The organism is Halomonas citrativorans, from assembly GCF_900163645.1.
GTDB lineage: Bacteria > Pseudomonadota > Gammaproteobacteria > Pseudomonadales > Halomonadaceae > Vreelandella > Vreelandella citrativorans.
Window position 1 is genome coordinate 1 of the sequence record NZ_FUKM01000007.1, and the last position, 14,017, is coordinate 14,017.

The 14,017-nt window shown below is 54.0% G+C and carries 12 protein-coding genes; 10 read left to right on the top strand and 2 right to left on the bottom strand.

What is annotated here, in order from left to right:
• Together CZ787_RS02085 and dsbG are read right to left on the bottom strand one after the other, a co-directional pair.
• The coding region (locus CZ787_RS02085) for a cache domain-containing protein (RefSeq protein ID WP_254908537.1) at nucleotides 1-712 on the bottom strand (712 nt) is incomplete at its 3' end.
• 177 nt (nucleotides 713-889) lie between these two features.
• Nucleotides 890-1,771: a thiol:disulfide interchange protein DsbG gene (gene dsbG, locus CZ787_RS02090; RefSeq protein WP_087105676.1), complete on the bottom strand. Its 882-nt coding sequence runs from the start codon at nucleotides 1,769-1,771 to the stop codon at nucleotides 890-892.
• Nucleotides 1,772-2,116: 345 nt separating this feature from the next.
• Here dsbG and nrdR point away from each other — a divergent pair, with 345 nt between their 5' ends.
• The 10 genes from nrdR to CZ787_RS02140 all read left to right on the top strand — a co-directional run bounded on the left by nrdR (nucleotide 2,117) and on the right by CZ787_RS02140 (nucleotide 13,861).
• On the top strand, nucleotides 2,117-2,605 hold the full coding sequence (nrdR, locus tag CZ787_RS02095) for a transcriptional regulator NrdR (protein ID WP_087105677.1): 489 nt from the start codon (nucleotides 2,117-2,119) through the stop codon (nucleotides 2,603-2,605).
• On the top strand, nucleotides 2,605-3,765 hold the full coding sequence (gene ribD, locus CZ787_RS02100; RefSeq protein WP_087105678.1) for a bifunctional diaminohydroxyphosphoribosylaminopyrimidine deaminase/5-amino-6-(5-phosphoribosylamino)uracil reductase RibD: 1,161 nt from the start codon (nucleotides 2,605-2,607) through the stop codon (nucleotides 3,763-3,765). The genes nrdR and ribD overlap by 1 nt, the downstream gene beginning before the upstream one ends.
• A 212-nt stretch (nucleotides 3,766-3,977) precedes the next feature.
• A complete protein-coding gene (gene ribBA / locus CZ787_RS02105; RefSeq protein WP_087105679.1) occupies nucleotides 3,978-5,144 on the top strand; it encodes a bifunctional 3,4-dihydroxy-2-butanone-4-phosphate synthase/GTP cyclohydrolase II in 1,167 nt (388 codons plus the stop codon).
• Nucleotides 5,145-5,148: 4 nt separating this feature from the next.
• A complete protein-coding gene (ribE, locus tag CZ787_RS02110; RefSeq protein ID WP_087105680.1) occupies nucleotides 5,149-5,637 on the top strand; it encodes a 6,7-dimethyl-8-ribityllumazine synthase in 489 nt (162 codons plus the stop codon).
• Nucleotides 5,634-6,137: a transcription antitermination factor NusB gene (gene nusB / locus CZ787_RS02115; protein ID WP_087105682.1), complete on the top strand. Its 504-nt coding sequence runs from the start codon at nucleotides 5,634-5,636 to the stop codon at nucleotides 6,135-6,137. Before ribE ends, nusB begins: the two co-directional genes overlap by 4 nt.
• Before the next feature lie 36 nt (nucleotides 6,138-6,173).
• Complete coding sequence (gene thiL, locus CZ787_RS02120) at nucleotides 6,174-7,151, top strand: thiamine-phosphate kinase (RefSeq protein WP_087105684.1); 978 nt, start codon at nucleotides 6,174-6,176, stop codon at nucleotides 7,149-7,151.
• Nucleotides 7,148-7,621 (top strand): phosphatidylglycerophosphatase A, encoded by a 474-nt coding sequence (locus CZ787_RS02125; RefSeq protein ID WP_087105686.1) that lies wholly within the window; start codon nucleotides 7,148-7,150, stop codon nucleotides 7,619-7,621. Before thiL ends, CZ787_RS02125 begins: the two co-directional genes overlap by 4 nt.
• A 66-nt stretch (nucleotides 7,622-7,687) precedes the next feature.
• Complete coding sequence (locus CZ787_RS02130) at nucleotides 7,688-8,944, top strand: DUF945 family protein (protein WP_087105688.1); 1,257 nt, start codon at nucleotides 7,688-7,690, stop codon at nucleotides 8,942-8,944.
• 93 nt (nucleotides 8,945-9,037) lie between these two features.
• The gene (gene lon / locus CZ787_RS02135; protein WP_087105690.1) at nucleotides 9,038-11,500 is read left to right on the top strand and encodes an endopeptidase La; all 2,463 of its coding nucleotides are present in this window, start codon (nucleotides 9,038-9,040) and stop codon (nucleotides 11,498-11,500) included.
• A gap of 198 nt (nucleotides 11,501-11,698) precedes the next feature.
• The gene (locus tag CZ787_RS02140) at nucleotides 11,699-13,861 is read left to right on the top strand and encodes a methyl-accepting chemotaxis protein (RefSeq protein ID WP_087105692.1); all 2,163 of its coding nucleotides are present in this window, start codon (nucleotides 11,699-11,701) and stop codon (nucleotides 13,859-13,861) included.
• Nucleotides 13,862-14,017 lie beyond the last annotated feature (156 nt).

Sequence of the window (14,017 nt, forward strand, 5' to 3'; positions counted from 1 at the left end):
GCTGGGTACTACGGGTAAGGTCGCCATCCGCAATATAACGCACCACCGTTGCCGCGTAGCGCGGGTCGCCGCCCAAGCGGCGAGAAACATCACGAATGACCCAGCTCATCAGCACCGCAACAGGAATGCCAATAATTAACAGCGCAATCAGCGAGCGAATGATACTGCTAACAAAAGCAGTTCTAATATCATCTACATACACACCTGCGCCAAAGGCCCAGTTCCATTCGGGAATATAGGCAAAATAACTGATTTTAGGGAACTGTTCGTCACCGGAGATTCGGCGCGAAAAGTAATCAACGTGCCCACCCCCTGAGCGTGCAGCATCAAGAAACGCGGCGTACAAATGCATGCCTTGTGTGTCTTGGTAACCACTCATGTCCTCGCCAAGCGGTCGATTTGGATGTGATACGATCTTTAGTTGGTCGTCAAAGGCAAACAGATACTCCCCTTCAGCGAAGCTGGCGTTTGCTAGACTGTCAATTCCGCGTTGCTGCGCTTCGGCGAGAGTGAGTTCGCCGCTGGCTACCTTGTCTTGAAGTGCCCCTAGCTGAGAGTGAAGACTTTCAACGACGTTTTGAATAGTGTTACGACGTTCCTGCTCAATGGTTTGACGAGTCTCCCAGGTTAGCCAGCCAACCAGCGTTAGCATGGCAAGGCAAATAATTCCCAGGATGCTCCAGAGTTTTTGATTCGTGGTTAATCGTGTCATGGTGTTCTTATCATAGCCTTTCAAATAATGATTGAAGCTTGTATATCGGCCGAATTGGCGATGTATTTAAGAGAAAGGCCGTTTAATTTTTCAAGAAGGGGACAAAAACGAAATGCCTGCGGTGCAGGCATTTTTAAAACAGCACGTTAGCTATTTTTGTTAAGAAAAATTAATGTGTTATTGTGTTTCTGGCGCCGGGCTGCCCATCAGTTCGATCAACTGTGCTTCCTCCGGCATTCCTTGAATGCGATCAATGCGCACAACGCCGTTGGCTACTTCACGCTGAAAAGCGCTGGTGGGTGTTGCGTAAAGCCCTAATGCGTCAAACAGCTGGTTATTCGTGTACACCTGCTCTTCAATATCACGGGGTTGTGCGCTGGCTGTTATTGCTTCCCCCTCTTCATGACGCTTGAGGGCTGCACTTGGGTCATCAGCCGCCAGCAGCGTTGCGGCTTTGGCAGGGCTGTCAGGCGCTAAAACACCCACCATGATATGGCGTAACTGTACCTCTCCTGCCTCTACCCACGGGCGGGTTTTCTTCCAAAATGCCTGACAGTAGGGGCAGTTGGCATCAGTGAAGGTATATATCACCCTGGGGGCTTCGGTGCTGCCATCCTGTATCCAGTGACTATCTTCGAGTAGTTGCCATGTTTCGGCTTCCAATGCTGCGCGGACATGCTGGTCCAGCTGGGCTTCCGTCAGGTTCTCGCCCTGGCGATCCGTTAGCGTGCCGACAATCGCGTGCTCACCATCTGGTGTTAAATAAATGGCTATTTCCTGGCCCTGGGCGCTCGCACCGAAACCGCTTAGCCCTCCTGGCGCTTCAAACTGACCATGAATTTCCCAGCCCTGGTCGGCCAATGCCTGCACCGGTGCAGGTAACTCGTTAGCTTGGCTGATATTGAAGCCTGCTAACAGTATCAAGCCGCTGAGCGCGGCAGGCAGCGTGAGCGCAGAGCCTTGGAAGGCAGGAAGTTTAAACGCAAACAATGTAAAAGCAGGGCGTTTTTTAATAGAGTATTTAATAGAGTAGTTTGATGTGCCAAACGTAAGCGGCATTACAACATCCTTGCGTAAGAACCAGAATAAGGTGACTAACTTATCAGAGCTTGTTCTGGTGGCATACCTTAACCCCCCGTGAACGTGTTGATAGAAGAAAAGGCAAACGCAGGTATTGAACCAATGCAGCGTGTGTGTCAAATCGTTACAATGGCGGGCTAGACACTGCTGTTATTGCATCATGGTCTGCGCTTAAACGCTGCAGGCATAATGTTTGGGCGATTGATGAATGAAAACGCGTTTGAGAACAGTCTTGAAAAAGTCTTGAAAAACAGTGAGTGATAACAGGTTGTAACATGCTTACTCGTGCGGCTTACAGCACGGACTGACAACAGGTTGACCGCTATGCATTGCCCTTTTTGTGGTGCTAATGATACTCGAGTGAGCGATTCGCGCTTGGTAGCGGATGGTGATCAGGTGCGTCGGCGCCGACAGTGCGCCAGTTGCCAGGAGCGCTTTACTACCTATGAAACGGCAGAGCTTTTGATGCCAAGGGTAGTAAAATCGGATGGCTCGCGCGAAAGCTTTAATGAAGTAAAGCTACGTGACGGAATGTTGCGCGCCTTAGAGAAGCGCCCGGTCAGCGCTGAAGCCATTGAAGCGGCGGTTGAGCGTATTCGCCAAACCCTGCGCGCCCGAGGCGATCGTGAAATCAATGCGCGTGATATTGGTGAATCTGTGATGCAGGCATTAAGCAACCTGGATCAGGTGGCGTATATCCGGTTTGCCTCGGTCTATCGTAAGTTCCAGGACATAGACGAGTTTCGCGCTGAAATTGATCGTCTCTCCCAAGCGCCCTCTTTGCCATCGGAGCGTGACAAGGAAGATACGTAATGAGCACCGTTGCCGCGTTTAGTGACGCTGACCACCGCTATATGGCTCGTGCCTTGCAATTAGCCAGGCAAGGGCTTTATACCACTGACCCTAACCCGCGCGTAGGCTGCGTCATTGTACAGCAGCCGTCTGGCCAGCCCGGGCATATTGTGGGGGAGGGTTTTCATGTGCGGGCGGGCGAGCCGCATGCGGAAGTTCATGCGCTTAACGCTGCGGGTGAACAAGCCAAAGGGGCAACGGCTTACGTCACGCTGGAGCCCTGTTCCCATACAGGGCGGACAGGACCATGTGCGTTGGCGCTTAAAAATGCCCAGGTGGCACGTGTTGTGGTCGCCATGGTCGACCCTAATCCGCAAGTCAGTGGGCAAGGAGTTGAGCTACTAAAGGCGGCCGGTATCGACGTGCAAATCGGCTTGTTAGAGCAAGATGCACGGGCGTTAAATCCTGGTTTTATCGCTCGTATGCAGCATAAACGGCCCTTTGTGCGTCTAAAAATGGCCATGAGCCTGGATGGGCGTACGGCGATGGGGTCGGGTGAATCGCAGTGGATAACGGGTCCTGAAGCGCGCAGCCATGTTCAGCGCCTACGTGCGCGTTCGAGCGCTATTTTGAGTGGCGTTGACTCGATTATTATGGATGATTCACGGTTGACGTTGCGGGCTGATCAACTGCAAGTAGAGCATGCTGATATCGTGGCGTTACGTCAGCCGCTGCGCGTTATTGTGGATACGCGTTTGCGCCTGCCTTTAGCGGCGGCCTGTTTAAGTGAGCCTGGCCGTACCTTGATAATGACCACGCCCGCACACTCGTCAGAAAAACGCGCCAAGTTAACGGTGGCTGGCGCAGAGGTGCATGTGTTTGAGGCGGGGAGCGATGGGCGTCTTCCGCTGGGCGAATTGCTTGGTTGGCTGGCTGAAAACGAACAGGTCAACGAGCTGCTGGTGGAGACTGGCGCCACGTTAGCTGGGGCGCTGCTGGATGCCAGGTTGGTGGATGAGCTGCAGCTTTTTGTGGCGCCTACTTTATTGGGTGGTGAGGCAAAGCCGCTCTTTGCGCTACCTGGGCTCTTACAAATGGCGGATCAGCGGCGTTTAACCATTCATGATATACGAGCGATAGGGCGAGATTGGCGTATTATTGCCTCTCCAGAGCCCGACTAGCGCAGGCGGCGATAGCAAGGTACTCTGTCGCAATTAATCGTGTCGCAATTAATCGTGTCGCAATTAATCGTGTCACAATTCAGAGGGTCGCTATCGGTCATTGATGGTTGCCCGCTTATTGTCATCAACGTGGTGTCACGATGGTTACGTAGTGCGCAGCCCAAGTGTTGCGCAGCATCGCATACTCTGCGAACTCATATTTAGGAGCTTCCATGGCGCACTCTTCCTCGGGGGGCTTGGCCTCTATTGCTGAACTGATAGACGATATCCGCCAAGGCAAGATGGTGATCCTTATGGATGATGAGGGTCGCGAAAATGAAGGCGATATCATCATGGCGGCCGAAAAAGTTCAGGCCGAGCATATCAACTTTATGGCGCGGTTTGCCCGTGGCCTGATTTGTATGCCGATGACGCGTGACCGGTGCGAGCAGCTTAACCTGCCATTGATGGTACGCGACAATGGCTCAGGGTTTGGTACCAAGTTCACGCTCTCTATTGAAGCAACCCAAGGCGTGACCACAGGTATTTCTGCGGCAGACCGTGCGCGAACGGTTCAAGCGGCCTGTGCGCCTTATGCCAAACCGACCGACCTTGTTCAGCCGGGGCACATTTTTCCGTTAATGGCTGAACCCGGCGGAGTGTTGCGTCGTGCAGGTCATACCGAGGCGGCCTGTGATCTGGCGGCGCTGGCGGGCTGTGATCCTAGCGGCGTGATTTGTGAAGTGATGAACGATGATGGCAGTATGGCGCGCCGCCCGGAGCTTGAGGCGTTTGCCCAGCAGCATGGTATCAAAATCGGTACCATTGCCGACTTGATTCATTACCGTATTATTCATGAGCAAACCGTTGACCATGTTGAAACATCAACGGTAATGACGTCCCAGGGCGAGCTGGCGTTGCATGTTTTTCGTGATCGTATTCAAGGCGCACATCATTTGGCGCTGGTGAAAGGGCAGCCGACGCCTGAGCAGACCACTACCGTACGCGTTCATTTAGCCGATACGCTGCGTGACGTGCTTGGTTTGGCGAAAGATGATCAGGGGCGCTGGAATGCCCATCGTGCCCTGGAAGAGGTCGCGAGTTCTTCCGCCGGTGTGCTGGTGCTTATTGATGACGGCCGCCCACATCAGGATTTGAAAGACCAGTTGGATGTGTTTTTAGATCGTGTGCGCACCCCGCGCACCAGTGAATCTGATGGCACAGGCAACTATTTAACGATTGGTACTGGCTCGCAAATTCTACGCCATCTAGGGGTAGGTAAGATGCGGCTACTAAGCTCACCGTGGAAATTTTCAGCGCTCTCGGGCTTCGACCTTGAAGTGGTCGAGCTTGTGGGGCCTGATGACATCACGTGTGAGCCAATTTCTCAGCAGGAATAAATTGATGCAATCCCTCTCTCAAGTAGAAGGCACGTTTGTCGACGTCGATGGTCGCTACGTTATTGTGGTTGGCCGGTTCAATCACCATGTGGTTGATAGCCTTGTAGAAGGCGCGATTGATAGTTTGACGCGTCATGGCGTAGACGCCGAAAACATTCACCTTGTTCATGTGCCGGGCGCCTGGGAATTGCCGCTCGCTGTGAAGCGTGTTCTGAAGGTCATGAAACCTGATGCAGTGATTGCGCTGGGCGCGGTTATTCGTGGCGGTACGCCGCACTTTGAGTACGTGGCGGGCGGCTGTAATACGGCTATCAACCATTTGCAGCTGGAGTTTGATACACCGGTTGCCAATGGCGTTTTAACCGTTGAGTCCATCGAGCAGGCAATTGAGCGTGCGGGTACCAAAGCGGGTAATAAAGGAACGGAAGCTGCAATGGCCGCGATGGAGATGGTCTCATTGCTGCGTGCGTTACCGCTAGGAGAGTCACAATGAGCGAGCGCCGTGAGCGTAAGGCCTCTGCTGCCCAGCAGAGCCGCCATGCTGCCCGTGAGCTTACCGTCCAGGGTCTTTACCAGTGGCAGATGACGGGTAAATCAATCACCGCCGTTGAAGCCGAGTTCCGCAGCCAGGTCGCCGATGACGATCTGGAAGATCATGAAAATTGGGTTAAGGTAATGGAGATTGCTGACAAGGCACTCTTTCATGAGCTTTTGCACAATACGGCACGCTATAAGACCGAGCTGGATCGCGAAATATCACCGTTGCTGGATCGCCGTCTGGAAGACCTGGACGCCGTCGAACTGGCTATTCTACGCTTGGGCGCCTATGAGCTTTCTCGCCGTATGGAAGTGCCGTATCGCGTGGTGATTAACGAAGGCGTTGAACTGGCCAAATCCTTTGGCGCAACCGACGGCCATAAATACGTAAATGGTATTCTCGACAAGCTGGCTAACCGCTTGCGAAGTGCCGAGGTCAGCGCCCGCCGCCTGTAACGGCGCGCCGTCTGGTACTGTGGTTAAGGGGCCTTTGTGCTTGCTGAATTTGATTTGATTCGCCGTTATCTGATGCCGTCGCAAGCGCCACTCCCGGCAGATGGTGTCGCACTGGGTGGTGGCGACGACGCCGCACTGTTAGTGCCTAAAGCGGGTCATCAGCTAGCGGTGAGCGTTGATACCTCTGTCGTTGATGTTCACTTCCCGCATGATGCGCCCGCCTTTGCGGTAGGGCATCGTTCGCTCGCCGTCGCATTAAGCGATTTGGCGGCCATGGGGGCAGACCCTCGCTGGTGTTTTATGGCGCTCACGCTTGATCAGCGTACCTTTGCCAATGATCAAGCGATTCATGCCTGGCTTGAAGCGTTCGCCAAGGGGTTTCATACGCTTTGTCAGCGTCATGCCACCACCTTGGCCGGTGGCGATGTTACCTCAGGTGCGCTTACGATTGGCGTTACCGTGATGGGAGAGGCGCCTACGGGGCATGCCTTGACCCGCTCTGGGGCGACGCCTGGCGATATGATCGCCGTGACCGGCGCCTTGGGCGGCGGGGCGGGTGGGCTAGCCCTTTGGCAACGTGGCGAGCGTGATCTTCAGCATCCCCTGCTACGTCGTTATCTCCTGCCTGAGCCACGTTTGGCCGCAGGCGTTGCGCTTCGAGGGCTAGCCAACGCCGCTATTGATATTTCTGACGGGCTGCTGGCGGACCTTGGTCATCTACGCAAGGCATCAGGCGTTGGGGCGGCGCTTGATATGGCATCGCTGCCGCTGGCTGAGGCGCTGGAAAGTACCCTTGGCCGTGACGCTGCCTGCAACGCTGCGCTCTCGGGGGGGGATGATTATGAACTGTTGGTTACTCTGCCTGCTGAGAACGTTGCCAGCGCGCAGCGTGCGCTTGGCAAGCTGGGGCTACCCTTAACCGTTATTGGCCAATGCAGCGACACGTTGGGTGTAAAAGGGATTTCACCTAACCTGGATACTGGCTGGCAGCATTTTCATGAGGGGGCGCCATGAACCGTGCACCACCAAGTGTGTGGCGTCGCCCAACGCATTTTTTTGCGTTTGGTTTAGGCAGTGGAACGGTGCCCTGGGCGCCAGGCACCTTTGGCACGCTGGCCGCTATTCCTTTCTACTGGATTATGGCGGAGCTGCCCTTGGGTTGGTATTTGGGCATCGTGTTCGTGGCCTTTGTGGTTGGCGTTTGGCTCTGTGATAAAACATCGCACGATTTAGGGGTACATGATCATTCCGGCATTGTTTGGGATGAGTTTGTCGGCTACTGGATCACCATGGCTGCCGTTCCCTTCTCCTGGGAGGCGGCGCTGTGGGGCTTTATTGTATTTCGCATTTTTGATGTGTTTAAGCCTTGGCCTATCCGCTGGGCTGACCGACGTGTGGCTGGTGGCTTTGGTATCATGATTGATGATGTCATGGCCGGGATCTATGCCTGGAGCACCATGCACTTATGGTATTGGTTGCACTAAAACGCAACCGCAGGTGACACTGGGCAGCACTCACTTCCTATTCGTGCGGTTGCTCAAGGAGATGGCATGCGCAAGGAACGCTTAATTGTCCCTATTGTGGCAGCACTAGCCATTGTTTGGATGGCGGGGCAGCTGCTATCCAGCGTACTGTTTGAGCGTAGCCTCCGCCAAGCGCTGGAAGACCTGGAGGCACGAGGCGAGTGGCGCGTGTCTCGTGTTGAGAGCAGTCGGGGATGGTTAAGTTCTCAGGGGCGCCTTCTGCTTTCCCCCCTGCTGGGACGCCCCTGGCAGTTGGAGCTTACTTACCGTGCACGTCACGGTATTTTAAGCACGGACGTCGAAGGTACTTTTTTGCCCCGGTTGGATACGGCGTTACAGCGTGCGGTAGGGGAGGTAACCGCCGCCTCCGCACCACGTTGGAAAGGCCGTTACCACACGCTTACTGGGCATAGTGAGCTACAGCTGGCGCTGGCGCCGTTTATCATTCAGCAAAGCGGGCGGGAGCTTGAGGTCCGTGGGGGGCGGCTGCGGTTGGAGGGCGTGTTTGGCGATTGGCGATTACGCGTTCGCATGGACCAGTTGGCGCTAACCGATGGTGCGGCACAGTTAACCCTGGGACCGCTGCTGCTTGAAAGCCGTTACACCTATATCGAAGATGCCCACCACTTCGCTCAACGCGACCATCTGCATATTGAGGCCTTGTCACTTCACTACCCAGCGTATGACGTAAAACTGGCACCGCTGGATATACACAGCTACATGGTGCTGGATGAAAGTGAGTTGCGCCTCACCGGAGAACTCATTATGGGCGACGTTATGGTGCCTACGGAGGCACCCGATACGGCGCTGCTTAATGGGCATATTGTCATGGAACTATCACGCCTTAACGCTGATGCGATACGTCAGGCTATCCGTCGGCTGCGCCAGGAAGCTGCTTGGGGAGATGCCAGCTTGCCGATGGCCGAAGGGCTGCTATCCCGGCTTGAACCTGATCTACTGAAAATATTGAGTGACTCTCCGCGATTGGATGTTCTCACCGTGGACGTGGATAGCCCGCTGTTGGGAATTCGTGTTGACGCCGATGGCGCTCTCTTTTTCGATGCTCGAAAGCTGGATCAGCTCAATGTCACCTTGCTTGATAAGCAGGAAGAACGTGACCGTTGGCTTGAGCGCCTTGATGGCGATTTTATTTGGCATGATGCACCGACGGTGGCCGCCTTATGGCTGGGCTTGCCGTTAGGAACCCGTGAGCTGCAGTTTGACGTTATACGCGGGAATTGGCGTGTGAATGGTCGTCCCATGCCGGACCTCTGGTCGCAATAGGCGGCTCCAAGGGTTGAAGTTTAAGCCGGTTGCCCGCATTCCATAAGCAATGCTAAGCGGTATATCCGCTAGTCACTGTTTACCGGAGGGTATATGAGCGACCAGGATTACGACCGCGATGATGATAATCTCGGCTGGCTGGGAGAAGATGTCCCGTCATCTGCTGAGACTGAACATACAGGTGAAGAGCATCATCGCTCCGATGGCGAGCGGACAAATTCGCTTGTTCCTGCCAGTGATATGCTGCCTGAACGTATTTATTTACTGCCCATTCATAACCGCCCTTTTTTCCCCGCCCAGGTTCAGCCACTGGTCATTAACCGTGAACGCTGGGAAGAGACCATGCGTCGTGTAGGTAATACGCCCCATAAAACATTGGGCGTTGCCTTTGTGGGTGAGGGCGGTGTGGAGTCGTTAGGTCATGACGATTTTCCCGAGATAGGCACCGCCGTTAGAGTGCATAAACTAAAGGGCGAAGATCAGCAGATTCAGTTTATTGCCCAAGGCGTGCAGCGTTTTCAAATCAAACGCTGGCTGTCTAAAGAGCCGCCGTATCTCGTTGAAGTTACCTATCCCAAAGAGCCCGTTGATGCGGAAAACGAGGAGACGCGTGCGTATGCCATGGCGATTATTAACGGCATCAAAGAGCTGCTGCCGATTAATCCGCTGTATGGCGAAGAGTTAAAGCACTATCTGAACCGTTTTAGCCCTCATCAGCCAGGCCCCCTTACCGATTTTGCCGCCGCAATTACGTCAGCCAAAGGTCCTGAGCTTCAGGATGTGCTGGATACGTTGCCGGTGGAAGAGCGGATGCACAAGGTGCTGCCACTGCTGCGTAAGGAAATTGAAGTCGCGCAACTGCAAAGCGAGATCAGCGAGCAGGTTAATGCGCAAATGCAGGACCGACAGCGTGAATTCTTCCTGCGCGAGCAGTTAAAGGTCATTCAGCGTGAGCTGGGTATTTCCAAGGATGACCGCGAAAACGACGTTGATACCTTTAAAGGCCGTTTGGAGTCGCTGGTTGTTCCTGAGCGCGTCCAGAACCGTATCGATGATGAGCTTAATAAGCTAAGCGTGTTGGAAACCGGGTCACCCGAGTACGGTACGACCCGCAACTACCTGGATTGGCTAACGTCATTGCCTTGGGGAGTCACCAGCCAGGATAAGCTTGATCTAAGCCATGCCCGTGAGGTGTTAAACCGCGACCACGATGGTTTGCAGGACGTTAAAGAACGCATTGTCGAGTTTCTCGCGGAAGGCACATTTAAAGGCGATGTAGGCGGTTCCATCGTTTTGCTCGTGGGCCCGCCAGGGGTCGGCAAGACGTCTATTGGCCGTTCTATCGCAGAGGCGCTGGGCCGCGAGTTTTATCGTTTCTCTGTCGGCGGAATGCGCGATGAAGCCGAGATTAAAGGCCATCGACGTACCTACGTGGGCGCCATGCCCGGTAAGCTGGTGCAGGCGTTTAAAGAAGTCGAAGTCGAGAATCCGGTGATTATGCTGGATGAAATCGACAAGCTGGGGCAGTCGTTCCAAGGGGACCCTGCCTCAGCACTGCTTGAAGTGTTAGACCCTGAGCAGAATGTCGACTTCCTGGATCACTACCTGGATGTCCGGATGGACCTTTCCAAGGTGCTGTTTATCTGCACGGCTAACACGTTGGACTCGATCCCCGGCCCGTTGCTGGACCGCATGGAGCAAATTCGCCTTTCAGGTTATATCGCGGAAGAGAAGCAGGCGATTGCCAAGCACCACCTGTGGCCGAAGCTTCTTAAGCGCAATAACATGCCTAAAAAGTGTATTAACTTAACCGAGGCAGCGTTAAAGCAGGTTATTGAAGGCTACGCCCGTGAGGCCGGGGTTCGGCAACTCGAAAAGCAGCTTCACCGTATTGTACGTAAAGCGGCGGTTAAGCTTCTGGAGGAGGAGATCGAAACCGTCAAGATTTCGGTCAACAATCTGGAAGAGTTTTTGGGAGCGCCTCTTTTCCGTAAGGAAAAAGTACTCAAAGGCGAAGGCGTGGTAACAGGGCTTGCCTGGACATCCATGGGTGGGGCAACCTTGCCTATTGAAGCGGGTAAAGTTCACGCGCTGGACCGTGGGTTCAAGCTAACCGGCAAGCTTGGCGATGTCATGAAAGAGTCTGCCAACATTGCCTACAGCTACACCCTGGGCCACCTGCAGGAGTATGGTGCAGATGCTGACTTCTTTGATTCAGCCTTTGTTCACCTGCACGTGCCCGAGGGCGCAACGCCCAAGGATGGCCCTTCAGCGGGTGTCACCATGACCACGGCATTACTCTCGCTTGCCAAGCATCAACCGATTACTCGGCCACTGGCAATGACGGGAGAGCTAACCCTGACAGGTCAGGTGCTTCCTGTTGGCGGCATTCGTGAAAAAGTGATTGCAGCCCGGCGTAGCGACATTTTTGAGGTGATACTGCCCGAGGCCAATCGCCGCGATTACGAAGAGCTCCCTGATTATCTTAAGAAAGGTATGACGGTACACTTCGCTAACCGCTATAAAGACGTGGCTAACGTTGTCTTTAAGAATTGAAACATACGCCAGGGAAGGGCTGAGCGAGGATAGATGAGTTAAAACATATTTTCTTATGTATAAATAAGAGCTTATTAAACGCCGCACAGAAGTGCGGCGTTTTTTTATAGCTATTTTTGGATTTAATGGCAGGCTAAGTAGAGATTAAGTAAAGATAATGGTGTAAATAAAAAGAAGTAATCTTTCCGAGGGTCCCTAATGCGAAATAATCAACCTGTTACTCAGCGCGAATATGTGTTGGATGAAGAGGCGGTGCTGATTTCACGCTCTGATTTAAAAGGGCGGGTAACCTTTGCCAACTCTACGTTTGTCGAGGTCAGTGGTTATACGCGGGATGAGCTTTTGGGAGCACCGCATAATTTATTACGACATCCCGATATGCCTGAAGCGGCATACGCTGACTTCTGGAAAACCATACAGTCAGGGGCAACATGGCAGGGGGTAGTCAAAAATCGTCGTAAAAATGGCGATTACTATTGGGTCAATGCCACGGTGGCGCCGCTCCGTGATGGTGACAAGGTCGTAGGGTATACCTCCGTTCGGCGCAAGGTTGCACCTGAAACCGTAGCATTAGCAGCGCCCGTTTATGCTGAAATGCGCGAGAAAGGCTGTGCCAAGCGCTATACGCTGGTGCAGGGTGCATTACGCCGCAAAGGCGTGATTGGCCTGTGGTCACGGTTCAGTTTGGTCAGTTTGAAAGCCAAGCTGATCGCCATGGTGATCGCGGCGCTGACGCTGCTTTGCCTTGCGGGAGGCCTGGGTATTTATGGTGTGGTGGTGTCAGGTGAGCGGCTGGATACGCTTAATCAATCAGGTCTTGAGTCCATTGCCAACCTGCAGCAAATCGAGCGCCACTTGGGGCAGGTGCTTGAAACGCTTGAACCCGCCGTACGTAATCCACGTCGGGCTGATATAGAGGCGCTTGGCATAAACATTGAGCAGCACATCGAAGCCATGAGCGCGACGTGGCAGCAGTTCAGGTCCGTTGAAGAGAGCACGGCGCAAGTGATGGCCTTCGATGCGCTCTTCGCTGAGTGGCTGGATAGCGTTAACGTGGCGCTAGAGGCTGTTCAAACCGGCAATGGGTTTGTCGCCTTTGAAGCCCTGACCGACACCCTTCAGCCCCAAACCGCAGCGCTACGCGAGATAAACAGTGAACTGGTCGACGATGAGCGTGTGCAAGCCCAAGTGTTAGTGTCCGATGCACAACGCAGCCGCCAGCAGATGCTGATAGCTCAGCTGGCGCTGATCGCGATTGGCATGCTGGTTCTTATTGGCCTGAGTACGTTTATTCTACGCAATGTACTCAACGGCTTAGCGGGTGCGCGCCACCTGACCTTTCAGATTGCGGCAGGGAACCTGGCGGCCAGCAACAAGCAAACCAGCCACGACGAGCTCGGGGAACTGCTCTACTCGCTGGATACCATGCGCTTTAGTTTGGCCAGTATCGTCACTGATCTGGATAGTCGAGTGTCTATCGTGACTCCGGCCGTTAGGCAAATTGCTGCTGAAAACGAAGAGCTTTCATCACGTACCGAGCAGCAAGCATCATCGCTTCAGCAAACCGCTGCCAGTATGGAAGAGATGACCTCCACCGTGCAGCAGAATACTGAAAACGCGCGCCAGGCAACCGAGCTTGCCATGCAAAATGCCGACAGCACACGCGATACCGGCAAACAGATGGAAGCCCTGGTTGAGCGTATGCAGCGCATTGCTCAAAGCGCAGAAAAAATGACCGAAATGATCAGCGTGATTGATGGCATTGCCTTTCAGACCAACATACTGGCGCTCAATGCCTCTGTCGAGGCTGCCCGCGCGGGCGATCATGGCCGCGGCTTTGCCGTTGTCGCCAGCGAAGTGCGTAATCTAGCGGGGCGGAGCGCGACGGCCTCCCAGGAGATCCGCAAGATGATCGACAGTACTACTCAAGAGGTCAGCGGCGGGCGGAGTGCTGTAGAGCAGGCAGAGCGCGCCATTGAAAATGTGATGCAGCAGGTAAGCCGTGTCAGCGTGTTAATGGAATCCATTAGTACGGCCTCTAATGAGCAGAGCAGCGGTATCGGACAAATTAATTCAGCCGTCGCTGAAATGGATCATGTGACACAGCAAAATGCATCAAAAGTGCAGTCAATCGCGGCGTCAGCCGACAATCTGGCGCTAGAGGCCTTTGAGCTGGCCAACGTGGTCGATGCGTTCCGGTTAAAAGGCTTTCAAGAAGAGAGTGCCAAGGCCGCCCGCGATAAGCTTTCGTTTACGCATAAGGCTCAGCAGAAAACAACCAGGCAGCTGTCCGCCGCCAGTAATGCCGCGCCTAATAAACTCGCCGCCCAGCCTCAGCACGACCAGTGGGAAGAGTTTTAAGCGTCTAACGCCTCAATACTCGCTTACGTGATAGATGCCACCCTAGTGGGTGGCATTTTAGAAACGCGTCAGCGGATTAATCTCGTCGGACGCTACATCTGGTCTGTTGGCAGCGCTCATGCCACAATCATGGGCGCTGGATTCATCTGCCCACCG

Bases quoted from the DNA above. Each gene is read 5' to 3' on its own strand.
- nrdR (WP_087105677.1), top strand. From the start codon at position 2,117: ATGCATTGCCCTTTTTGTGGTGCTAATGATACTCGAGTGAGCGATTCG.
- CZ787_RS02130 (WP_087105688.1), top strand. From the start codon at position 7,688: ATGCGCAAGGAACGCTTAATTGTCCCTATTGTGGCAGCACTAGCCATT.
- ribD (WP_087105678.1), top strand. From the start codon at position 2,605: ATGAGCACCGTTGCCGCGTTTAGTGACGCTGACCACCGCTATATGGCT.
- dsbG (WP_087105676.1), bottom strand. From the start codon at position 1,771: ATGCCGCTTACGTTTGGCACATCAAACTACTCTATTAAATACTCTATT.
- CZ787_RS02125 (WP_087105686.1), top strand. From the start codon at position 7,148: ATGAACCGTGCACCACCAAGTGTGTGGCGTCGCCCAACGCATTTTTTT.
- ribBA (WP_087105679.1), top strand. From the start codon at position 3,978: ATGGCGCACTCTTCCTCGGGGGGCTTGGCCTCTATTGCTGAACTGATA.
- ribE (WP_087105680.1), top strand. From the start codon at position 5,149: ATGCAATCCCTCTCTCAAGTAGAAGGCACGTTTGTCGACGTCGATGGT.
- lon (WP_087105690.1), top strand. From the start codon at position 9,038: ATGAGCGACCAGGATTACGACCGCGATGATGATAATCTCGGCTGGCTG.
- CZ787_RS02140 (WP_087105692.1), top strand. From the start codon at position 11,699: ATGCGAAATAATCAACCTGTTACTCAGCGCGAATATGTGTTGGATGAA.
- nusB (WP_087105682.1), top strand. From the start codon at position 5,634: ATGAGCGAGCGCCGTGAGCGTAAGGCCTCTGCTGCCCAGCAGAGCCGC.